Below are 20,124 nucleotides of genomic sequence, written 5' to 3' on the forward strand. Positions count from 1 at the left end.
CTCAGAAAGTCAGAACGGTGTCGTAGTGGGAAAGGTGTTCGCGCAATGCCGCAGAAGAGACGACGGTCACATCCAGCACGAAAGGCGTCTTCTCATCCAAACCGCGAGCGGCCAGCGAGTCGGCGCAGACATAAAGGGTTTCAATGTCATACAGCGGCAGCACTTTAAACGTAGCGATGTAATCCCGCGCCAGAATGGCCTGTGGCTGCTGACCCGCCAGAAGCTGAAACACACCGTCCCCTAAAAAGAAGACGCCGATATCTTCGGTCAGCGCGGACGTCGCAAGTAACGCATCCAGCCCTTCGCGGCCAGAAGCGCTCCCGTGCGGCGCAGACGCAAAAACAAATGCCACGCGCTTCATCAGAATTGCACCACTCTGTCGCAGGTGAGCGCCGCCTGTGCCAGCGCGCCCAAACCGCTTAACGAAAAACCGGGCTGCAGGTTAGAACCCGACAAACCAAGACGGGCGGCTTCGGTTGCATCGGTCACGCCGCGGCGCAGTGCCGCCGCCACGCAGATGTGCAGTTCTACGCCCTGCTTTTCGTTTAATGCCTGCCAGCCGCGCACCACATCAAACTCATCGCTCGCCGGCGACGTAAACTGGTTCGCGTTATACACCCCTTCCCGATAGAAGAAGACGCTCGCCAGCTCATGTCCGGCTGCCAGCAGCGCATGCGCAAACTGCAGCGCGCTGCTGGCCTGCTGAGTCCCGTACGCCGGGCCTGTCACCATTAACGCATAACGCATTACTTGTCTTGTCCCAGGAAATCACCGCTTTTGAACTGGCGAATATAGAGGTAGACCGTGTGCTTGGAGATGTTGAGACGATCGGCCACCTGGTTGATAGCGTCTTTAATATCAAAAATCCCTTTTTCATAGAGATTGAGCACGATCTGGCGATTCTTGGCGTTGTTCGAGACGTTGCGGTCGGCATTCACCTCTTCAATGGTGAACTCAAGCGTCTGCGTGACGAGATCTTCGACGGAAGAGGCAAAGTTAACAGAAGAGCCAACATCCGGCGTTTCGGGTGGAATAAAGGTGCTCATGATCTGCGAGAAAGGCACATCAAGGTTCATGTTGATGCACAGCAGCCCAATTACACGATGCTCGCGGTTTCGAATCGCGATGGTTTCTGATTTCATCAGCACGCCGCTTTTGGCGCGGGTGAAATAGCATTTGGAGACGCTGCTGTCCGCGCCGGTCATGTCATGCAACATACGCAATGCAAGGTCGGTAATTGGCGAGCCAATTTTACGGCCAGTATGCTCACCATTCGCAATGCGGATGGCGGAACACTTCAGATCTTGCAGGGAGTGCAATACGATTTCGCAGTGGGAGCCAATGAGCATCGCTAACCCGTCCACTACCGCTTCATAGGATTTCAGAATATCGAAGTCGGTCTGGTCAAAAGGACGTTGATCCAGCAAATCAAGTTCACTGGTTTCGTTGGTTAAAAGCGACCTGGACATGAAAAAAACACTCCTTTTCAGGAGCCTGTCGTTAGGTTTTCAGGGCAGGCTCATTATCTACACGGACAACTAAATTAATACAGCGTGCCTAACGCTTTCCAGTGTTAATTATATCTGCCCCACAATAAAAAACCGCCGCCTTAAAGGCGGCGGTTTTTTTTCAGCATTACTTCTTAGCAGCAGCGGCTTTATCGTCAGCCGGTGCGTCTGCCTTGGCATCCGCTTTCGGTGCCGGTTTGATGTCCAGCAGCTCTACGTCAAAGACCAGCGTAGAGTTGGCAGGGATCCCCGGAACGCCGGTTTTGCCATAGGCCAGATCCGGTGGGATGACCATCTTGATCTTGCCGCCTTTCTTGATGTTTTTCAGGCCTTCAGTCCAGCCAGGGATCACACCATCCAGACGGAAGGAGAGCGGCTCACCACGGGTGTAAGAGTTATCGAACTCTTTACCGTCGATCAGCGTACCTTTGTAGTTCACGACAACCGTGTCGCTGTCTTTAGGCGCATCGCCGGTGCCTTCTTTCTCAACTTTGTATACCAGGCCAGTCGAAGAGGTTTTCACACCCTTCTCTTTAGCGAAGGCATCGCGGTAGGCTTTGCCTTTCGCTTCGTTGTCTTTAGCGTCCGCGTCCATCTTAGTCTGCGCGGCGCCCTTCACACGCGCTTCGAACGCCTGCAGAGTCTGTTCAATTTCCTGGTCGGACAGCTTGCTCTTATCGGCAAATGCGTCCTGAACGCCTGCGATCAGCTGAGCCTTATCCAGTTTGATGCCCAGTTTCTCTTGTTCTTTCAGAGAGTTTTCCATGTAACGACCCAGAGATGCGCCCAGTGCGTAGGCGGATTTCTGGTCGTCATTTTTGAACGCTGCTTTGCTGTCTGCAGTGGCAGCAGGCTTCGCAGCAGTATCAGCAGCGAATGACAGCGGCGCGTTCAGCGCAACAGCCATCGTCGTCGCCAGCAGCGTTACTTTAAACAGTGATTTCATCCATATCTCCAGGGCCTGGGGACTCTCACCCCAGCGTTAAACGTAAATGAGTGACGTACTATAAAACGTTGCAGAAGAAATCTACAGACAGACACGTCCAATTCTCGCCACTTTTCAGACTATTTTTGTTTAAATAAGTTTCTTGCCAGAGGGATGCGAACTGTACTTAAGGATAAACTCAGTTAAACTGCGCCGCCGCTGGGCCATTATGGCGAATCTGAAATAAACGAGGTGAATGATGAAGGATACAACGATAGAAGCGAGAATGGCTGAGCTGGAAAGCCGCCTGGCTTTTCAGGACATCACCATCGAAGAGCTAAACCAGACCGTGACCGCACATGAGCTCGAAATGGCGAAACTGCGGGATCATATGCGCCTGCTGACGGAAAAGCTGAAGGCTACGCAGCCGTCGAACATTGCCTCTCAGTCGGAAGAGACGCCACCGCCTCATTATTGAGACGTAAAAAAAGCGGGATTCTCCCGCTTTTTTATTTTCCGCATGACGGAATTAGTGGCAGCCGCAGCCGCCGTTACCGCAACCACCTTTACCGTGGCCGTGGTCATGACCATGGTCGTGGCCGTGACCACCGCAGCAGCCGTCGTGGCCGTGATCGTGGTCATGGTCGTGACCGTGCGCACCGTGAACGTGGCCATGAGCCAGCTCTTCTTCGGTCGCCTCGCGGATCGCAACAACTTCTACGTTGAACTTCAGGTTCTGGCCAGCCAGCATGTGGTTGCCGTCAACCACGACGTGGTCATCTTCCACTTCGGTGATTTCAACTGGAACCGGGCCTTGGTCGGTTTCCGCCAGGAAGCGCATGCCAACCTGCAGTTCGTCAACGCCCATGAACACGTCTTTAGGAACGCGCTGAACCAGGTTGTCGTCATACTGACCGTAAGCGTCGTTCGCGCCTACAGCAACGTCAAATTTGTCGCCAACTTCATGACCTTCCAGCGCGTTTTCCAGGCCGGAAATCAGGGAACCGTGACCATGCAGGTAGTCAAGCGGCGCACTCACCGGAGACTCATCAACCAACACACCGTCTTCTGTACGTACCTGATAGGCCAGGCTGACCACCAGGTCTTTTGCTACTTTCATGATATCTCCTGAGCGTGGGAAAATTGCTGGCGCAGATTGTAGCGGAAATCTGCACCTGTGTACCCTTTAGCTTAAAAAAACTCAGGGCATATCGCTAGTCCGGATGAAAAATCCCGATAACTTGCTCTTCTTTGCGAACGTGCTCGCGCGCCTCTTTGTCGGCCTCACGCATCTGGTGACCGCACTTAACACACTCAACAACATCAATATTATTTTCCCGCCACATCGCCAGGGTATCTTGCGCCTGGCAGGTCGGGCATTTTGCACCCGCGATAAAGCGTTTACGTACAGCCATCTTTCGTTACCCTTTATTCAAATTCATCCCAGCCATCGAGCTGGCGTCGTTCCTGCTGCATCTCGCGCTGGAAGATCTCCTCCAGCTCGCGACGCGCTTCCCGCACGCGGGAGATCTGCGCCGTATCGGTATGTACCGGCATCAGCTCGCGCAGCATCCGCATATCCAGCCGGCGGAAATGCATCTGGGCGCGCTGCGCCTGATGCGGATGCATGCCAAGCGAGATCAGCGCCTTGCGCCCCAGCTCCAGCGCACTGGAGAACGTCTCACGGGAGAAGTGTTTCACACCCGCCTGCAATAATTCGTGAGCTTCAACACGTCCCCGCGCACGCGCCAGAATATGCAGATGCGGGAAATGCTGCTGGCAAAGATCCACCAGCTTCATCGTGTCTTCCGGGTCGTTACAGGTAATGACGATGGATTCTGCCGCTTCTGCCCCCGCCGAGCGCAGTAACTCAAGCTGGGTCGCGTCGCCGTAGTAAACCTTGTAGCCATATTTGCGCATCAGGTTGACCGCGCTGATATCCCGCTCCAGCACCGTAATGCGCATTTTGTTCGCCATTAGCAAACGGCCGATTACCTGTCCAAAGCGGCCAAAGCCCACCACGATCACCTGGGGCTTATCGTCTTCCACCCACGGCGCTTCGTCTTCGTCGTCTGCCGGGTTCAGGCGGCGCGACAGCAGTCTATCCACCATCTTCATCAGCAGCGGCGTGGTCATCATGGACAGCGTGACCGTTACCAGCAAAAGCGCCATCTGATCGTCTTTAAACAGCTTCTGGGACGAGGCGGTAGAGAACAGCACAAACGCGAACTCTCCTCCCTGGCTCAACACGCTCGCAAACTGCATGCGCTCCGAACTGCGCAGGCCGTATATGCGCGCCATGACGTACAGCACCAGCGTTTTCACCCCCACCAGGATAGCGACGCTCACCACAACCCACAGCAGATGGGTATAGAGCACGCCAAGGTTGAGCGCCATCCCCACCGAAATAAAGAACAGACCTAGCAGCAGTCCTTTGAAGGGATCGATGGCAATTTCCAGCTCGTGCCGATACTCGCTCTCCGCCAGCAGCACCCCGGCGATAAAGGTCCCGAGCGCCATCGACAGCCCCAGCGCGTCCATAAACAATGCAGACCCCAGCACCAGCAGCAGCGTCGCGGCGGTAAACACCTCGCGCACGCCGGACGCGGCAATAAAGCGGAATACGGGACGTAACAGGAAACGTCCGCCAATCAGCATCCCCGCGAAGGCCAGCACCTTCATGGCGATTTTAGCCCAGTCGAAATGATCGTCCCCGGAGCCCGCCAGCAGCGGCACCAGCGCCAGCGCCGGGATGACCGCCAAATCCTGGAACAGCAGCACCGAAAAACCCAGCTGACCGGCTTCGTTACGGTTCATCCCTTTGTCGCGCATCAGCTGCAGGGCCATCGCCGTCGACGACATCGCGAGGCCTATCCCGCCAATCACCGCCGCCTGCCAGGAGAAATTCGTCAGCATTAGCAGGCCGCCCAGGATAGCGGCACTGAACACCACCTGCGCGGCGCCCACGCCAAATATGGAGCGTCGGAGTTGCCACAATTTCGAAGGATTCAGCTCCAGGCCGATGATGAACATCAGGAACACCACGCCCAGCTCGGAGAAATGGAGTATTTCATCCACATCGCTGATGAATCCCAGTCCCCAGGGGCCAATCGCGATCCCCGCCAGCAGATAACCCAACACCGCACCGATACCAATACGTGCAGCAAGCGGCACCGCGACGACGGCCGCAAATAAAAACAGCACCCCGGCGAGGAGCAAATTCGATCCTTCCATTAACGCCCTCCTGCCGGAATCGGTGACGCCAGCCATTCACCGTAGGCTCTGGCGTGGCTGGCCAGCTCTTTCGGATCCTGACGACGGGCCCAGTAGACAATAATCGGGCTCATCCAGTGCATACGGCACATGGCCGCCGTCAGCTCAAAAGGCCGCAGAATGTCGCTCATCGGATAGCGGTTCAGCCCGTCGTGGCGGTAGGCGCTTTCGGGTTCACCGGTCGTAATCACACTACGCCAGTACTTTCCCGCCAGCTGGTTGCCCCCCACCCCGCTGGAGAAGCCCCGGCTAAGCACGCGGTCCAGCCACTCTTTGAGCAGCGCCGGACAGCTGTAGGTATAAAGCGGATGCTGGAACACAATCACGTCATGCTGACGCAGCAGTTCCTGCTCGTAAGGAATATCAATAAAGAAATCAGGATAGTGCGCGTAGAGATCGTGCACCGTCACGTTGCTGAGCTGAGTAGCCGGCTTAAGCAGCACCCGGTTTGCCACCGAGTCCTGAGATTCCGGATGGGCATACAGCAGCAGCACTTTTGCTGTCTGAGACATCATTCCCCTCCCGGTCTTGTTTCTGTTTTTGTGTATCGTCGCTGTTTTGGGCTACCATGGCGGCCCGGTGCGGAAAACGGCCCACACCTTACATTATCATAATGATAAATTAACATAGTCGGAACATACGGCGCTTCTATGATTGTTTTCTCCTCGTTACAAATTCGTCGCGGCGTGCGCGTCCTGCTGGATAACGCCACTGCTACCATCAACCCGGGCCAGAAAGTGGGTCTGGTCGGCAAAAACGGCTGTGGTAAATCCACGCTGCTGGCGCTGCTGAAAAACGAGATTAGCGCGGATGGCGGTAACTTCACCTTCCCGGGGAACTGGCAGCTCGCCTGGGTAAACCAGGAGACGCCCGCGCTGAGCGAACCGGCACTCGACTATGTTATCGACGGCGATCGTGAGTACCGAAAACTCGAAGCGGAACTCAATGCCGCAAACGAGCGCAACGACGGCCACGCCATCGCCACCGTTCACGGCAAGCTGGACGCCATCGACGCGTGGACCATTCGCTCCCGCGCCTCCAGCCTGCTGCACGGCCTGGGCTTCAGCAACGAACAGCTGGAACGCCCGGTCAGCGACTTCTCCGGCGGCTGGCGCATGCGCCTCAACCTGGCGCAGGCGCTGATCTGCCGCTCTGACCTGCTGCTGCTCGATGAACCGACTAACCACCTCGATCTCGATGCGGTTATTTGGCTGGAGAAGTGGCTCAAGAGCTATCAGGGCACTCTGATTCTGATCTCCCACGACCGAGACTTCCTCGACCCGGTGGTGGATAAAATCATTCATATCGAACAGCAAACGATGTTCGAGTACACCGGCAACTACAGCTCCTTCGAGCGCCAGCGCGCGACGCGTCTTGCCCAGCAGCAGTCCATGTACGAAAGCCAGCAGCAGCGCGTGGCGCACCTGCAGAGCTTTGTTGATCGCTTCAAGGCCAAGGCGTCAAAAGCAAAGCAGGCCCAGAGCCGCATCAAGATGCTGGAGCGCATGGAGATGATCGCCCCGGCGCACGTCGACAACCCGTTCCACTTCAGCTTCCGTGCCCCGGAAAGCCTGCCAAATCCGCTGCTGAAAATGGAAAAAGTCAGTGCGGGCTATGCCGACCGCATTATTCTCGACTCCATCAAGCTCAACCTGGTGCCGGGTTCACGTATTGGTCTGCTCGGGCGCAACGGTGCCGGTAAATCCACGCTGATCAAACTGCTGGCGGGCGAGCTTAATCCGGTCAAGGGTGAAATCGGCCTGGCGAAGGGCATCAAGCTGGGTTACTTCGCCCAGCATCAACTGGAATATTTACGCGCGGATGAATCCCCGATTCAGCACCTTGCGCGTCTGGCGCCGCAGGAGATGGAGCAGAAGCTGCGCGACTATCTCGGCGGCTTCGGCTTCCAGGGCGATAAGGTCACCGAAAACACCGAGCGCTTCTCCGGCGGCGAAAAGGCCCGTCTGGTGCTGGCGCTGATCGTCTGGCAGCGCCCGAACCTGCTGCTGCTCGATGAACCGACCAACCACCTGGATCTCGACATGCGTCAGGCGCTGACCGAAGCGCTGATTGAATTCGAAGGGGCGCTGGTTGTCGTTTCGCACGATCGTCACCTGATCCGCTCCACCACGGACGATCTCTACTTAGTGCACGACGGCAAAGTCGAACCGTTCGACGGCGATCTGGAAGACTACCAGCAGTGGCTGACGGACGTGCAGAAGCAGGAGAACCAGCCGGAAGAGTCGGCGAAAGACAACGCCAACAGCGCGCAGGCGCGTAAAGACCAGAAGCGCCGTGAAGCGGAGCTGCGCACCCAGACGCAGCCGCTGCGTAAAGAGATTGCCCGTCTCGAAAAAGAGATGGAAAAGCTCAACGCCACGCTTGCTACCGTTGAAGAGAAGCTGGGCGACAGCGGTCTGTATGACCAGAGCCGTAAAGCGGAACTGACGGACTGCCTGCAAACGCAGGCGAAGACCAAATCGAGCCTTGAAGAGTGTGAGATGGCGTGGCTGGACGCGCAGGAACAGCTGGAAACAATGCTGCAGGCTGACTGAATTCATTGCTCCGTTTTGCCTGGTTCGGAAATCCAGGCTAAACGGGGTACAATTCGGAAAGTATCGTAAATTTCCGACAAGAATCAGCATCGCGCCTATGACCCAAATCATTCCATCAGGCTTCGACATTGCCGCCGAAGACAGCACTGAGTTCGTGCCTATGCGCGGCGTCGCCAATCGCCATTTGCAGACCATGCTGCCGCGACTGATCCGCCGCAAGGTTCAGTTCACCCCACACTGGCAGCGGCTAGATCTGCCAGACGGTGACTTTTTGGATCTTGCCTGGAGCGAAGCGCCGGAGCAGGCTCGCCATAAGCCGCGGCTGGTGGTCTTTCACGGTCTGGAAGGCAGCCTGCACAGCCCGTATGCACACGGGCTCATTGAGGCGGCCAAAGCGCGCGGCTGGCTCGGCGTGGTGATGCATTTTCGCGGCTGCAGCGGCGAGCCGAACCGGCAGAAGCGTATCTATCACTCGGGTGAAACAGAAGACGGCACGTGGTTTTTACACTGGCTGCGGGACAACTTTGGCACCGTGCCCACCGCGGCCGTAGGCTACTCGTTGGGCGGAAATATGCTGGCCTGCCTGTTAGCTAAAGAAGGGGAAAGCGTCCCGCTGGATGCCGCCGTCATCGTCTCCGCCCCGTTCATGCTGGAGCAGTGCAGCTACCACATGGACAAAGGCTTTTCCCGCGTCTATCAGCGCTACCTGCTCAACCTGCTGAAGGCCAACGCGGCGCGTAAGCTGAAAGCCTACCCGGACACCCTCCCGGTCAGCCTGCGCCAGCTGAAAAAAGTGCGCCGCATACGCGAATTCGACGATCTGATCACCGCGAAAATCCACGGCTTCGCCGATGCAATTGACTATTATCGTCAATGCAGCGCCATGCCGCTGCTCAGCAAGATCACGCAGCCGACGCTGATCATTCACGCCAAAGATGACCCTTTTATGGATCATCACTCGATTCCCGCTCAGGAATTCCTGCCCGACAATGTTCACTATCAGTTGACCGAGCACGGCGGCCACGTCGGGTTTATCGGCGGCACGCTGCGCCGCCCGAAAATGTGGCTTGAGGCGCGTATTCCTGACTGGCTAACCCCTTATCTGGACGGTGCAACATGATTATTCCCTGGCAGGATCTGGCTCCCGAAACGCTCGATAATCTGATTGAAAGCTTTGTATTACGCGAAGGCACCGATTATGGTGAACAGGAACGCTCGCTTGAGCAAAAGGTCAACGATGTAAAGCGCCAGCTGAAAAGCGGCGACGTGGTGCTGGTGTGGTCAGAACTGCATGAGACGGTGAATATCATGCCCCGCAACGCGTTTCACGGCTGATCTTCCACCCTTTTCAGTCAGGGAGTTGCTATGTCTGCCAGACATCCGGTTATTGCCGTTACGGGGTCGAGTGGTGCGGGAACCACCACCACCAGCCTCGCATTTCGCAAGATTTTCGCCCAGCTGAATCTCCGTGCGGCGGAGGTCGAAGGCGACAGCTTTCACCGCTACACGCGCCCGGAGATGGACATGGCCATCCGTAAGGCGCGCGATCTGGGTAAACACATCAGCTACTTCGGTCCGGAAGCCAATGACTTCGGCCTGCTGGAACAAACCTTTATTGAGTACGGCCAGAGCGGTAAAGGGCAGTCCCGCAAGTATCTGCATACCTATGATGAAGCCGTTCCCTGGAATCAGGTGCCTGGCACCTTTACCCCCTGGCAGCCCCTGCCGGAACCTACCGACGTGCTGTTCTACGAAGGATTACACGGCGGCGTGGTCACGCCGCAGCACGACGTGGCGCGCCACGTGGATCTGCTGGTTGGCGTGGTGCCTATCGTTAACCTGGAGTGGATCCAGAAGCTGACGCGTGACATGAGCGAGCGCGGCCACTCGCGCGAAGCAGTGATGGATTCGGTGGTGCGCTCCATGGAAGACTACATCAACTTCCTGACGCCGCAGTTTTCCCGCACCCATATCAACTTCCAGCGCGTGCCGACGGTGGACACCTCCAACCCGTTCGCGGCCAAAAGTATCCCATCCCTGGATGAGAGCTTTGTGGTGATCCATTTCCGCAATCTCGAAGGCATTGACTACCCCTGGCTGCTGGCAATGCTGCAGGGCTCGTTTATTTCTCACATGAATACATTAGTTGTACCGGGCGGAAAAATGGGGCTGGCGATGGAGCTCATCATGACGCCGCTGGTGGAGCGGTTGATGGAAGGGAAACAGATCGCGTGAGTTTTTTGCCCGGTGGCGCTGCGCTTACCGGGCCTACGGTCGTGCTTTTGTAGGGCGGGTCAGCGAAGCGCCACCCGCCAAAACATTAAGCCTCGATCACTTCATACGAATGGGTGATTTTTACCGCTTTCTCCAGCATTAACGCCACAGAGCAGTACTTCTCCGCAGACAGGTCCACCGCACGTGAAACCGCCGCGTCTTTCAGTTCTTTACCGGTGACCACAAAGTGCAGATTGATGTGGGTGAACAGGCGTGGCGCCTCTTCGCGGCGTTCTGACGTGAGTTTGACCTCACAATCCGTCACGTCATGACGGCCTTTTTGCAGAATCGACACCACGTCAATGGCGCTGCATCCCCCTGCCGCCATCAGCACCATTTCCATTGGGCTGGGCGCTTTATCGCCGGAGTTACCATCCATCAAAATCTGATGTCCTGACGCGGACTCGCCCAGGAACGTTAAACCTTCAACCCACTTCACGCGCGCTTGCATATTCTTAAACTCCAACGTTGCATTTTTGGTGACAGATTACGCGTGCGTTACATTTCTCGCAATGGAAGGCGACCTGCATCATGCTGAAGCGAGACACCAGGAGACACGCGGCGAAAGCTATGCTAAAACACTCAGGATGCTACAGTAATACATTGACGTTACACATGTATGCAGAGGACATCAAACTTTACTGGCTGCGAAACGTTACGGTAGCCGACTTCCCAGGGTATGGGTAAGAATTCGATTGCAACCCCAGAGTCCGGATGCATCTGATGACTCTGGTGACAGCTTATAACAGAGGATAACAGCGCATGGTGCTTGGCAAACCGCAAACAGACCCGACTCTCGAATGGTTCTTGTCTCATTGCCACATTCATAAGTACCCATCAAAGAGCACGCTGATTCACCAGGGTGAAAAAGCGGAAACGTTGTATTACATCGTTAAAGGCTCGGTGGCAGTGCTGATCAAAGATGAAGAAGGGAAAGAGATGATCCTTTCTTATCTGAACCAGGGCGATTTCATCGGTGAACTGGGCCTGTTTGAAGAGGGCCAGGAACGTAGCGCCTGGGTTCGTGCAAAGACAGCATGTGAAGTGGCTGAAATTTCTTACAAGAAGTTCCGTCAGCTGATTCAGGTTAACCCTGACATTCTGATGCGTCTCTCTTCCCAGATGGCGCGCCGTCTGCAGGTCACCTCAGAGAAAGTGGGCAACCTCGCCTTCCTGGACGTAACCGGTCGTATCGCGCAGACGCTGCTGAACCTGGCGAAACAGCCGGACGCCATGACCCACCCGGACGGCATGCAAATTAAAATTACCCGTCAGGAAATTGGTCAGATCGTCGGTTGCTCCCGTGAAACAGTGGGCCGTATCCTGAAAATGCTGGAAGATCAAAACCTGATCTCCGCCCACGGTAAAACCATCGTGGTCTACGGAACGCGTTAATTCCGCTTAAACGGCGTGCCATCGCAAGGTGTCACGCCGTTTTTGTCTCTACTCCTCATGTGGCGCAGGCTGATCTATCACCCGGAAGTTAACTACGCACTGCGACAAACGCTGGTGTTGTGTCTACCCGTGGCCATCGGCCTGATCCTCGGACACCTTCAGCAAGGCCTGCTCTTTTCCCTCGTGCCCGCCTGCTGCAACATTGCTGGCCTGGACACACCGCATAAGCGCTTTTTCAAACGTCTGATCGTGGGCGGCTGCCTGTTTGCTGGCTGTAGCCTTGCCGTACAGCTTTTACTGGCCCGGGATATCCCGCTGCCGCTGATCCTGACGGTGCTGGCGATGACGCTCGGCGTCACGGCGGAAATCAGCTCGCTGCACGCCCGCCTGCTACCCGCCTCGCTGATTGCGGCCATCTTCACGCTGAGCCTCGCCGGGAATATGCCGGTGTGGGAGCCGCTACTGATCTACGCGCTGGGGACACTGTGGTACGGGCTGTTTAACTGGTTCTGGTTCTGGCTGTGGCGGGAACAGCCGCTGCGCGAATCCCTGAGCCTGCTCTATGTGCAGTTGGCGGAATACTGCGAAGCCAAATACACCCTGCTCACCCAGCATACCGATCCGGAAAAAGCCTTACCGCCGCTGCTGACGCGCCAGCAGAAGGTGGTGGATCTGATAAGCCAGTGCTATCAGCAGCTGCACATGCTCGCCGCCAACAAGAACCATGAGTACAAACGGCTGCTGCGCACCTTCCAGGTAGGCCTGGATCTGCAGGAGCATATCTCCGTTAGCCTGCACCACCCGCAGGAGGTGCAAAAGCTGGTTGAGCGCAGCCACGCCGAAGCGGTGATCCGCTGGAACGCGCAGACCGTCTCGGCACGCCTGCGCGTGCTGGCTGACGATATTCTCTACCACCGCTATCCCACGCGCTTTAACATGGAAAAACAGCTCGGTGCGCTGGAGAAAATTGCCCGTCAGCATCCGGATAACCCGGTCGGCCAGTTTGCCGCCTGGCACTTCAGCCGCATCGCCCGCGTGCTGCGCACCCAGCGCCCGCTTTATTCCCGCGACCTGATGGCGGATAAACAAAAACGGCTTCCCCTGTTGCCCGCGCTCAAAAGCTATCTGTCTCTCAAATCGTCCGCCCTGCGCAATGCCGCACGAATTAGCGTGATGCTCAGTATCGCCAGCCTGATGGGCATGGCGCTGCATCTGCCGAAGCCCTACTGGATCTTAATGACCGTGCTGTTCGTCACCCAGAACGGCTACGGCGCCACGCGGGTGCGTATTCTGCACCGGGCGGGCGGCACCATGGCCGGGCTGATCATTGCAGGCGTAACGCTGCACTTCCACGTGCCGGAAGGCTATACCCTGGCAGGCATGCTGGCGATCACGCTGGTGAGCTACCTGATTATCCGCAAAAATTACGGCTGGGCGATGGTGGGCTTTACGGTGACGGCGGTATACACCCTGCAGCTGCTTACGCTGAACGGCGAACAGTTTATTATCGCCAGGCTGATTGATACCCTGATCGGCTGCCTGATTGCCTTCGGCGGCATGGTCTGGCTGTGGCCGCAGTGGCAGAGCGGGCTGCTCAGGCAGAACGCCCACGACGCGCTGGAGGCCGACCAGCAGGCCATTCGCCTCATCCTGAGCGACGACCCGCAGCCCTCCCCGCTGGCGTATCAGCGCATGAAGGTCAACCAGGCGCACAACGCTCTGTTCAACTCGCTCAACCAGGCGATGCAGGAGCCGGGCTTTAATTCGCACTATCTGGCGGACATGAAGCTCTGGGTAACGCACAGTCAGTTTATCGTTGAGCACATTAACGCCATGACGACGCTGGCGCGCGAGCACACGATGCTGACGCCGGATCTGGCGCAGCGCTACCTGCAGTCGTGTGAAATTGCGTTGCAGCGCTGCCAGCAGCGTCTGGAGTATGACTCACCGGGCGAGTCGGGGGATTTAAATATTCTGGAAGCGCCGGAGACGTTAACCCACGGGCCAATGAGCACCCTGGAGCAACACTTGCAGCGCGTGCTGGGGCATCTGAACACCATGCACACCATTTCGTCGGTGGCATGGCGTCAGCGTCCGCATCATGGGGTTTGGTTAACGCGAAGGTTGAAACGAACCGAATATTAGCCTTTAACGATCTTTGCAACCGCCGCGGCAAAGCGGGTTAAGCCGTCTTCGATGTCTTTGTCTTCCACCACCAGCGACGGCGCAAAGCGCATCACGTCCGGCCCGGCGTTGAGCACCATCACCCCTTCGCGAGCGGCGGCGTGCAGGAAATCACGCGCGCGGCCCTTGTACTGCGGCTTCAGCTCGGCGCCAATCAGCAGCCCCATCCCGCGGATCTCGCTGAACACGTCGTACTGCTCGTCAATCTGCTTCAGGTGCTTCACAAACAGCTCGCGCTTCGCGCTAACGCCGTTTAGCACCTCTGGCGTGTTGATGATGTCGAACGCGGCCCCCGCTACGGCGCTCGCCAGCGGGTTACCGCCGTAGGTAGAGCCATGAGAACCGACGTGGAACGCGGAGGCGATCTCCTGCGTCGTCAGGACCGCACTCACCGGGAAACCGCCGCCGAGCGCTTTCGCGCTGGTCAAAATATCCGGCGTCACGCCGTAGTGCATATAGGCAAACAGGTCCCCGGTACGCCCCATCCCGCACTGCACTTCATCAAACACCAGCAGCGCCTGATGTTCGTCGCACAGCGCGCGCAGCCCTTTCAGGAATTCCGGGGTTGCCGCGGTCACGCCGCCTTCCCCCTGAATAGGCTCGACCACCACCGCGCAGGTGTGGTCGTCCATCACCGCTTTCACCGCGTGCAGATCGTTAAACGGCACGTGGACGATGTCGGCCGGTTTCGGGCCAAACCCGTCGGAATACTTTGGCTGACCGCCAACGGAGACGGTAAAGAAGGAGCGTCCGTGGAAGGCATTGTGGAAGGCGATGATTTTGGTTTTGTACGGGCTGTGGCGCGTGGTCGCGTAGTAGCGCGCCAGCTTAAAGGCGGTTTCGTTGGCTTCGGTGCCGGAGTTCATAAACAGCACGCGCTCGGCAAACGTGGCATCAATGATCTTACGGCCCAGGCGCAGCGCCGGTTCGTTGGTGAAGACGTTGCTGGTGTGCCACAGGGTTTCGCCCTGGGTTTTCAGCGCCTCCACCAGCGCGGGATGGCAATGACCCAGCGCCGTGACCGCAATACCGCCCGCGAAATCCACATACTCCTTGCCCTGCTGATCCCAGACGCGGCTGCCTTTCCCCTTCACAGGGATAAATTCAGCCGGTGCATAAATCGGCAGAATCACTTCATCGAATGTCGCGCGGGTAATTGCTGGTTGTTCAGTTGCCATGTCATGCCCATCCATTTATGTCACATTGATTGTGAAAATATAATCACAAAATATGCATAAAAAATCATAGCAAGGCAACAGATATTCAGCGATGGAGGAAATTTGCCAGCAGCGCGTGCCCCTGCTCGCTGAGGATGCTTTCCGGATGGAACTGCACGCCTTCGAGATCCCATTCGCGGTGACGAATCCCCATGATCTCCTGCGTATCGCTCCAGGCGGTCACCTCAAAGCCGTCGGGCAGCGTCGACGGGTCAATCACCAGCGAATGGTAGCGCGTCACGGTTAACGGATTATTGAGCCCCGTGAACACTCCGGTGCCCGTGTGGGTGACCGGCGAGGTTTTACCGTGCATGACTTTGGCGGCGCGCACGATGGTGGCACCAAAGGCCTGGGCAATCGCCTGATGGCCCAGACAAACGCCGAGGATCGGCAGCTTGCCGGCATAGTGCTGGATAACCTCCAGCGAAATACCTGATTCCGACGGCGTGCAGGGGCCGGGTGAAATCACGATTTTCTGCGGAGCCAGCGTCTCGATATCGGCCAGGCCAATCTCGTCGTTACGTCGGACAACCACCTCTGCACCCAGTTCGCAAAAATACTGGTAAAGGTTCCAGGTGAAGGAATCGTAGTTATCAATCAGCAGAATCATGGCGGCTCCCGAAAAAAATGCCGCCCTATTCTACTCAGATTCCCGCGCTTCGCTCACTACTTTGGCAAAGATAGCGTTTAGCGCGGTTAAATCCCCCGTTGCGCCGCTGCGGTTAGCGGACACCCACTCCTCGGGATCGATATCGCGCCAGTCCAGTGAATAGCCCGCATGGATCGCCAGCTGCTCAAAGAAAACGCGCTGAGCAATACCGTTACCACTCGAAAAAGGATGCAGCATGTTGATTTCACAATAATAATGGCTAATTTTTTCAATGAACGCCGCTTTCTCAAGGCCAGCCAGATACTTTTCGCTTTCCAGCGCCGCCATCAGTTCATTACCCATCTTTTCGATGTATTCGAAATGGCAGAAGGGAATATCACCTTTGAAAATATCGTCGGTCCGGAACTCACCTGCCCGCTTCATCTCTCTGCGGTAGAGATGGCGGTGAATAAGGCACAGATGAGGTAACCCGGGCGCGGAAGGCCCAAGCGCCAGGCTCTCAATGTCGGGATCCGATGGACCATTACCTTTCTCAAGGAGACAACTGGCCTGAAAGTTGACGCTACGCTGCTGCTCCCAAAGACGGGATTTTTGCTTGTCGGTGAGTTTTTTCACTTAACGCCTCCCTGAATAGTCCGTTTGCCACAAGTATAAGCAGCAAAACGCGCTTTCGCAGGGAGGGGTCACAACACGGGCGAGCATCGCCCGCGTCGAAGAACGTTACGGCAGAACTTTTGCGGAGAGGATCACGACAGGTTTGGACGGCACATTCTGATACGGACCGACGTCATGGGTAGGCACCTGAGAAATCTTATCGGCCACGTCCATCCCTTTCACGATTTTACCGAACACCGCATAGCCGAAGTCGCGCTGGCCGTGGTCGAGGAAGGCGTTATCCGCCACGTTGAGGAAGAACTGGCTGGTCGCGCTATCTTTGTCTGCGGTACGCGCCATAGAGATCGTGCCGCGTTTGTTCAGCAGGCCGTTGTCCGCTTCGTTTTTGATTGGCGGGTTCGGCTGTTTCTGCTGCATCTGCTCGTTGAAGCCGCCACCCTGAATCATGAAGCCCGGGATCACGCGGTGGAAGGTGGTGTTGTTATAGAAACCACTGTTCACATAGTCGAGGAAGTTTTTCACAGAAACCGGAGCTTTCTGGCTATTCAGTTCCAGCTCAATATTCCCGGCGGAGGTGGTCAGCAGAACGTGAGGGTCCCCTTTTGCTGCCAGCGCAGCAGGGGAAACGGCAGAAAGAGCAAACACAGCTGCGACAGCCGCCAGTGTTGATTTGAGCATGAGAATTCCTTAACAAAGCGCAGTATAAAAAGCGAATGGCTTGATTCTAAAGAGCAGTATGAACGTAGACCAGCCTTTTACCTAATTTTACGAAATTGAAACAATTATTACTGCGCAAACGATTGGTTAGACCGCCACTTAATGTGATTTAGATCACATTAAAACCTGCAATGACATAATCATTACCCTTAAAAGATAGGAATGGATCACTTTAGCGACTAAAATCTGCCCGCTCTCAGCGCCCCTTCGGCGCTTTTCTTTTTTTGAACAGGCCAGACATGACTAACAGCAATCGCATCAAGCTCACATGGATCAGCTTCTTCTCCTACGCCCTGACCGGCGCGTTGGTGATCGTCACCGGGATGGTGATGGGGAATATCGCAGACTACTTCCAGCTGCCCGTTTCCAGCATGAGCAACACCTTCACCTTCCTCAACGCAGGGATCCTGATCTCTATCTTCCTGAATGCCTGGCTGATGGAAATCGTGCCGCTGAAAACCCAGCTTCGCTTCGGCTTCGTGCTGATGGTCGCCGCCGTGGCGGGTCTGATGCTCAGCCACAGCATCGCCCTGTTCTCAGCCGCCATGTTCGTGCTCGGCCTGGTCAGCGGGATCACCATGTCGATCGGGACGTTCCTGATTACCCATATGTATGAAGGCCGCCAGCGCGGCGCGCGCCTGCTGTTTACCGACTCCTTCTTCAGCATGGCCGGAATGATCTTCCCGATGGTCGCTGCCGTTCTGCTGGCGCGCAGCATTGAGTGGTACTGGGTCTACGCCTGCATCGGTCTGGTCTACGTTGCTATTTTCATTCTGACCTTCGGCTGCGACTTCCCGGTTCTGGGTAAAAAAGCGCAAACCACGGCAGAGCCTGTGGCGAAAGAGAAATGGGGTATCGGCGTGCTGTTCCTCTCCATCGCCGCCCTGTGCTACATCCTGGGCCAGCTGGGCTTTATCTCCTGGGTACCGGAATATGCCAAAGGTCTGGGCATGAGCCTGAACGACGCGGGTAAACTGGTGAGCGATTTCTGGATGTCTTACATGTTCGGCATGTGGGCGTTTAGCTTCATCCTGCGCTTCTTCGACCTGCAGCGCATTCTGACCGTGCTGGCGGGCCTGGCGACCGTGCTGATGTATCTGTTCATCAACGGTTCCCCGGAGCATATGCCATGGTTCATTCTGACCCTGGGCTTCTTCTCCAGCGCGATTTACACCTCGATCATCACCCTGGGCTCCCTGCAGACCAAAGTGGCCTCGCCGAAGCTGGTTAACTTCGTTCTGACCTGCGGCACCATCGGCACCATGCTGACCTTCGTGGTGACGGGCCCGATCGTTGCCCACAGCGGCCCGCTGGCCGCACTGCACACCGCGAACGGTCTGTACGCCGTGGTGTTCATCATGTGCTTCATCCTGGGCTTTGTGACCCGCCACCGCCAGCACAACGCGGCAGCGGCATCGCACTAAACCCTGCGCCCCTTTGCATTACGCAGAGGGGCTGTTTCTGGCGAAACTGACCTCTTCTCCTCCGGTATCCATCTGGATCCAGGTCTGCGCCAGCTGCGTAGTGGCAATAATCCGCCCCTGACGAATCGACCAGCGCACCGGCACCTGACAGCGCACCGCTTCAAACCCACTCTCCGCAGGCAGAATAATCAGGTTTGCCGGATTTCCCGTTTCAATACCGTAATCGCTCAGGCCAAAGGTGCGGGCGCTGTTATGGGTAATCAGGTTCAGGCCGCTGTCGATTTGCGGATAGCCCATCATCTGGCAGACGTGTAGCCCCATATGCAGCACCTGCAGCATGTTGCCGGTGCCGAGCGGGTACCACGGGTCGAAGACGTCGTCATGACCAAAGCAGACGTTAATGCCCGCTTCCTGCAGTTCTTTCACCCGGGTGATACCGCGACGCTTCGGATAGTCATCAAAGCGCCCCTGCAGGTGGATGTTGACCAGCGGGTTCGCAACGAAGTTAATCCCCGACATCTTCAGCAGACGGAAAAGCCGCGAGGTGTAAGCGCCGTTGTAGGCGTGCATGGCGGTGGTGTGGCTGGCCGTCACGCGCGGGCCGATGCCGGCCTCATACGCCAGCGTGGCCACCGTCTCGACAAACCGCGACTGTTCGTCGTCAATTTCATCGCAGTGGATATCCAGCGGGCGGTCATACTTCTTCGCCAGCTCAAAAGCGATGTGCAGCGACTGGACGCCGTACTCACGGGTGAACTCAAAATGTGGGATCGCCCCCACCACGTCGGCCCCCAGTTTTAACGCCTCTTCCAGCAGCGCCGCGCCGTTCGGGTAAGAGAGAATACCTTCCTGCGGAAACGCGACGATTTGCAGCGTTACCCACGGGGCCACCTCCTGCTTCACCTCCAGCATCGCCTTCAGGGCGGTAAGCGTTGGGTCAGAGACATCCACATGGGTGCGGACAAACTGAATGCCGTTAGCGATTTGCCACTTCAGCGTTTTCCAGGCGCGTGCTTTCACATCCTCGTGGCTGAGCAGCGCTTTGCGCTCCGCCCAGCGTTCAATGCCTTCGAACAGCGTGCCGGACTGGTTCCAGTTCGGCTCACCCGCCGTCTGGGTGGTATCAAGATGAATATGCGGCTCGATGAACGGCGGGAGAGCAAGCCCACCGCGCGCGTTCAGTACCTCATAACTTTCGGCGTGGGTGTCGTCCATCGGGGTGATGTCACCAAATCGCCCGTTCTCGATGGCAAGTTGCCACAGCCCATCCCGACCCGGTAAACGCACATTCTGAACAAGCCATAACGGTGATGTAGACATACCTTTCCCCTCATAAACGCAGCTGATATTCAGGCGTATCGATTTTTGCAAAACCGCCCCTGATTTGTACACAAATTCAACGAACACGAAAAGCCTGCGATTTCCGC

22 protein-coding genes are annotated in these 20,124 nt (G+C 56.6%); 8 read left to right on the plus strand and 14 right to left on the minus strand.

The annotated features are described in order from the left end of the window. Position 1: 1 nt before the first annotated feature. From tusC to fkpA, 4 genes are all read right to left on the minus strand, one after another. Positions 2–361, minus strand: coding sequence for a sulfurtransferase complex subunit TusC (gene tusC / locus PI91_RS22410; protein WP_008503006.1), 360 nt, complete (start codon positions 359–361; stop codon positions 2–4). Beyond that, on the minus strand, positions 361–747 hold the full coding sequence (gene tusD / locus PI91_RS22415; RefSeq protein WP_023345014.1) for a sulfurtransferase complex subunit TusD: 387 nt from the start codon (positions 745–747) through the stop codon (positions 361–363). The genes tusC and tusD overlap by 1 nt, the downstream gene beginning before the upstream one ends. Beyond that, entirely contained in the window at positions 747–1,469 is a 723-nt protein-coding gene (locus PI91_RS22420) for a transcriptional regulator (RefSeq protein ID WP_003861697.1), read from the minus strand. The genes tusD and PI91_RS22420 overlap by 1 nt, the downstream gene beginning before the upstream one ends. A 166-nt stretch (positions 1,470–1,635) precedes the next feature. Further along, the gene (gene fkpA / locus PI91_RS22425) at positions 1,636–2,454 is read right to left on the minus strand and encodes an FKBP-type peptidyl-prolyl cis-trans isomerase (RefSeq protein WP_008503008.1); all 819 of its coding nucleotides are present in this window, start codon (positions 2,452–2,454) and stop codon (positions 1,636–1,638) included. 238 nt (positions 2,455–2,692) lie between these two features. Here fkpA and PI91_RS22430 point away from each other — a divergent pair, with 238 nt between their 5' ends. Further along, positions 2,693–2,911 (plus strand): protein SlyX, encoded by a 219-nt coding sequence (locus tag PI91_RS22430; protein WP_008503009.1) that lies wholly within the window; start codon positions 2,693–2,695, stop codon positions 2,909–2,911. Positions 2,912–2,962: 51 nt separating this feature from the next. Here PI91_RS22430 and slyD read toward each other — a convergent pair whose 3' ends face one another. From slyD to kefG, 4 genes are all read right to left on the minus strand, one after another. Continuing rightward, complete coding sequence (gene slyD, locus PI91_RS22435; protein ID WP_008503010.1) at positions 2,963–3,553, minus strand: peptidylprolyl isomerase; 591 nt, start codon at positions 3,551–3,553, stop codon at positions 2,963–2,965. Positions 3,554–3,647: 94 nt separating this feature from the next. Next, positions 3,648–3,848 (minus strand): YheV family putative zinc ribbon protein, encoded by a 201-nt coding sequence (locus PI91_RS22440; RefSeq protein ID WP_008503011.1) that lies wholly within the window; start codon positions 3,846–3,848, stop codon positions 3,648–3,650. 13 nt (positions 3,849–3,861) lie between these two features. Continuing rightward, positions 3,862–5,667, minus strand: a complete 1,806-nt coding sequence (gene kefB, locus PI91_RS22445; RefSeq protein ID WP_039267145.1) for a glutathione-regulated potassium-efflux system protein KefB — start codon at positions 5,665–5,667, stop codon at positions 3,862–3,864. Further along, entirely contained in the window at positions 5,667–6,221 is a 555-nt protein-coding gene (kefG, locus tag PI91_RS22450) for a glutathione-regulated potassium-efflux system ancillary protein KefG (RefSeq protein ID WP_021242220.1), read from the minus strand. Before kefG ends, kefB begins: the two co-directional genes overlap by 1 nt. 135 nt (positions 6,222–6,356) lie before the next feature. Between kefG and PI91_RS22455 the strand changes: the two genes are divergently transcribed. The 4 genes from PI91_RS22455 to PI91_RS22470 all read left to right on the plus strand — a co-directional run bounded on the left by PI91_RS22455 (position 6,357) and on the right by PI91_RS22470 (position 10,496). Beyond that, positions 6,357–8,261: an ABC transporter ATP-binding protein gene (locus tag PI91_RS22455; protein WP_039267147.1), complete on the plus strand. Its 1,905-nt coding sequence runs from the start codon at positions 6,357–6,359 to the stop codon at positions 8,259–8,261. A 97-nt stretch (positions 8,262–8,358) separates the two neighbouring features. Then, a complete protein-coding gene (locus PI91_RS22460) occupies positions 8,359–9,381 on the plus strand; it encodes a hydrolase (protein WP_039267149.1) in 1,023 nt (340 codons plus the stop codon). Continuing rightward, on the plus strand, positions 9,378–9,596 hold the full coding sequence (locus PI91_RS22465) for a YheU family protein (RefSeq protein WP_008503016.1): 219 nt from the start codon (positions 9,378–9,380) through the stop codon (positions 9,594–9,596). The genes PI91_RS22460 and PI91_RS22465 overlap by 4 nt, the downstream gene beginning before the upstream one ends. A 30-nt stretch (positions 9,597–9,626) precedes the next feature. Next, a complete protein-coding gene (locus PI91_RS22470; RefSeq protein ID WP_008503017.1) occupies positions 9,627–10,496 on the plus strand; it encodes a phosphoribulokinase in 870 nt (289 codons plus the stop codon). Positions 10,497–10,581: 85 nt separating this feature from the next. Here the strand turns inward: PI91_RS22470 and PI91_RS22475 are convergent, their stop codons facing one another. Further along, on the minus strand, positions 10,582–10,986 hold the full coding sequence (locus PI91_RS22475; protein WP_008503018.1) for an OsmC family protein: 405 nt from the start codon (positions 10,984–10,986) through the stop codon (positions 10,582–10,584). 311 nt (positions 10,987–11,297) lie between these two features. Here PI91_RS22475 and crp point away from each other — a divergent pair, with 311 nt between their 5' ends. Both crp and PI91_RS22485 read left to right on the plus strand, forming a co-directional pair. Further along, positions 11,298–11,930 carry a cAMP-activated global transcriptional regulator CRP gene (gene crp, locus PI91_RS22480; protein WP_000242758.1) on the plus strand — a complete coding sequence of 211 codons (633 nt, stop codon included), beginning with the start codon at positions 11,298–11,300 and terminating at the stop codon, positions 11,928–11,930. A 57-nt stretch (positions 11,931–11,987) separates the two neighbouring features. Next, complete coding sequence (locus PI91_RS22485) at positions 11,988–14,075, plus strand: YccS/YhfK family putative transporter (protein ID WP_008503019.1); 2,088 nt, start codon at positions 11,988–11,990, stop codon at positions 14,073–14,075. Here the strand turns inward: PI91_RS22485 and PI91_RS22490 are convergent. The 4 genes from PI91_RS22490 to ppiA all read right to left on the minus strand — a co-directional run bounded on the left by PI91_RS22490 (position 14,072) and on the right by ppiA (position 17,234). Further along, the gene (locus PI91_RS22490; RefSeq protein WP_023294715.1) at positions 14,072–15,292 is read right to left on the minus strand and encodes an aspartate aminotransferase family protein; all 1,221 of its coding nucleotides are present in this window, start codon (positions 15,290–15,292) and stop codon (positions 14,072–14,074) included. The genes PI91_RS22485 and PI91_RS22490 overlap by 4 nt on opposite strands. Positions 15,293–15,377: 85 nt before the next feature. Beyond that, on the minus strand, positions 15,378–15,941 hold the full coding sequence (pabA, locus tag PI91_RS22495; protein ID WP_008503021.1) for an aminodeoxychorismate synthase component 2: 564 nt from the start codon (positions 15,939–15,941) through the stop codon (positions 15,378–15,380). Positions 15,942–15,971: 30 nt separating this feature from the next. Continuing rightward, positions 15,972–16,556: a putative adenosine monophosphate-protein transferase Fic gene (locus PI91_RS22500; protein WP_039267150.1), complete on the minus strand. Its 585-nt coding sequence runs from the start codon at positions 16,554–16,556 to the stop codon at positions 15,972–15,974. Between the two features lie 105 nt (positions 16,557–16,661). Beyond that, positions 16,662–17,234, minus strand: a complete 573-nt coding sequence (gene ppiA, locus PI91_RS22505; protein ID WP_014885514.1) for a peptidylprolyl isomerase A — start codon at positions 17,232–17,234, stop codon at positions 16,662–16,664. A gap of 278 nt (positions 17,235–17,512) precedes the next feature. Between ppiA and tsgA the strand changes: the two genes are divergently transcribed. Then, the gene (tsgA, locus tag PI91_RS22510) at positions 17,513–18,697 is read left to right on the plus strand and encodes an MFS transporter TsgA (RefSeq protein WP_023326220.1); all 1,185 of its coding nucleotides are present in this window, start codon (positions 17,513–17,515) and stop codon (positions 18,695–18,697) included. Between the two features lie 18 nt (positions 18,698–18,715). On the opposite strand, the gene PI91_RS22515 is transcribed toward tsgA, so the two are convergent. Beyond that, positions 18,716–20,017, minus strand: coding sequence for a cytosine deaminase (locus PI91_RS22515; RefSeq protein ID WP_039267219.1), 1,302 nt, complete (start codon positions 20,015–20,017; stop codon positions 18,716–18,718). Positions 20,018–20,124 lie beyond the last annotated feature (107 nt).

The organism is Enterobacter sp. FB (assembly GCF_000805795.1).
GTDB classification, from domain to species: domain Bacteria; phylum Pseudomonadota; class Gammaproteobacteria; order Enterobacterales; family Enterobacteriaceae; genus Enterobacter; species Enterobacter roggenkampii.

What these genes read in the sequence shown, in the direction of transcription:
- tusC (WP_008503006.1), bottom strand. Translation starts at nt 361, where the DNA reads ATGAAGCGCGTGGCATTTGTTTTTGCGTCTGCGCCGCACGGGAGCGCT.
- tusD (WP_023345014.1), bottom strand. Translation starts at nt 747, where the DNA reads ATGCGTTATGCGTTAATGGTGACAGGCCCGGCGTACGGGACTCAGCAG.
- PI91_RS22420 (WP_003861697.1), bottom strand. Translation starts at nt 1,469, where the DNA reads ATGTCCAGGTCGCTTTTAACCAACGAAACCAGTGAACTTGATTTGCTG.
- fkpA (WP_008503008.1), bottom strand. Translation starts at nt 2,454, where the DNA reads ATGAAATCACTGTTTAAAGTAACGCTGCTGGCGACGACGATGGCTGTT.
- PI91_RS22430 (WP_008503009.1), top strand. Translation starts at nt 2,693, where the DNA reads ATGAAGGATACAACGATAGAAGCGAGAATGGCTGAGCTGGAAAGCCGC.
- slyD (WP_008503010.1), bottom strand. Translation starts at nt 3,553, where the DNA reads ATGAAAGTAGCAAAAGACCTGGTGGTCAGCCTGGCCTATCAGGTACGT.
- PI91_RS22440 (WP_008503011.1), bottom strand. Translation starts at nt 3,848, where the DNA reads ATGGCTGTACGTAAACGCTTTATCGCGGGTGCAAAATGCCCGACCTGC.
- kefB (WP_039267145.1), bottom strand. Translation starts at nt 5,667, where the DNA reads ATGGAAGGATCGAATTTGCTCCTCGCCGGGGTGCTGTTTTTATTTGCG.
- kefG (WP_021242220.1), bottom strand. Translation starts at nt 6,221, where the DNA reads ATGATGTCTCAGACAGCAAAAGTGCTGCTGCTGTATGCCCATCCGGAA.
- PI91_RS22455 (WP_039267147.1), top strand. Translation starts at nt 6,357, where the DNA reads ATGATTGTTTTCTCCTCGTTACAAATTCGTCGCGGCGTGCGCGTCCTG.
- PI91_RS22460 (WP_039267149.1), top strand. Translation starts at nt 8,359, where the DNA reads ATGACCCAAATCATTCCATCAGGCTTCGACATTGCCGCCGAAGACAGC.
- PI91_RS22465 (WP_008503016.1), top strand. Translation starts at nt 9,378, where the DNA reads ATGATTATTCCCTGGCAGGATCTGGCTCCCGAAACGCTCGATAATCTG.
- PI91_RS22470 (WP_008503017.1), top strand. Translation starts at nt 9,627, where the DNA reads ATGTCTGCCAGACATCCGGTTATTGCCGTTACGGGGTCGAGTGGTGCG.
- PI91_RS22475 (WP_008503018.1), bottom strand. Translation starts at nt 10,986, where the DNA reads ATGCAAGCGCGCGTGAAGTGGGTTGAAGGTTTAACGTTCCTGGGCGAG.
- crp (WP_000242758.1), top strand. Translation starts at nt 11,298, where the DNA reads ATGGTGCTTGGCAAACCGCAAACAGACCCGACTCTCGAATGGTTCTTG.
- PI91_RS22485 (WP_008503019.1), top strand. Translation starts at nt 11,988, where the DNA reads ATGTGGCGCAGGCTGATCTATCACCCGGAAGTTAACTACGCACTGCGA.
- PI91_RS22490 (WP_023294715.1), bottom strand. Translation starts at nt 15,292, where the DNA reads ATGGCAACTGAACAACCAGCAATTACCCGCGCGACATTCGATGAAGTG.
- pabA (WP_008503021.1), bottom strand. Translation starts at nt 15,941, where the DNA reads ATGATTCTGCTGATTGATAACTACGATTCCTTCACCTGGAACCTTTAC.
- ppiA (WP_014885514.1), bottom strand. Translation starts at nt 17,234, where the DNA reads ATGCTCAAATCAACACTGGCGGCTGTCGCAGCTGTGTTTGCTCTTTCT.
- tsgA (WP_023326220.1), top strand. Translation starts at nt 17,513, where the DNA reads ATGACTAACAGCAATCGCATCAAGCTCACATGGATCAGCTTCTTCTCC.
- PI91_RS22515 (WP_039267219.1), bottom strand. Translation starts at nt 20,017, where the DNA reads ATGTCTACATCACCGTTATGGCTTGTTCAGAATGTGCGTTTACCGGGT.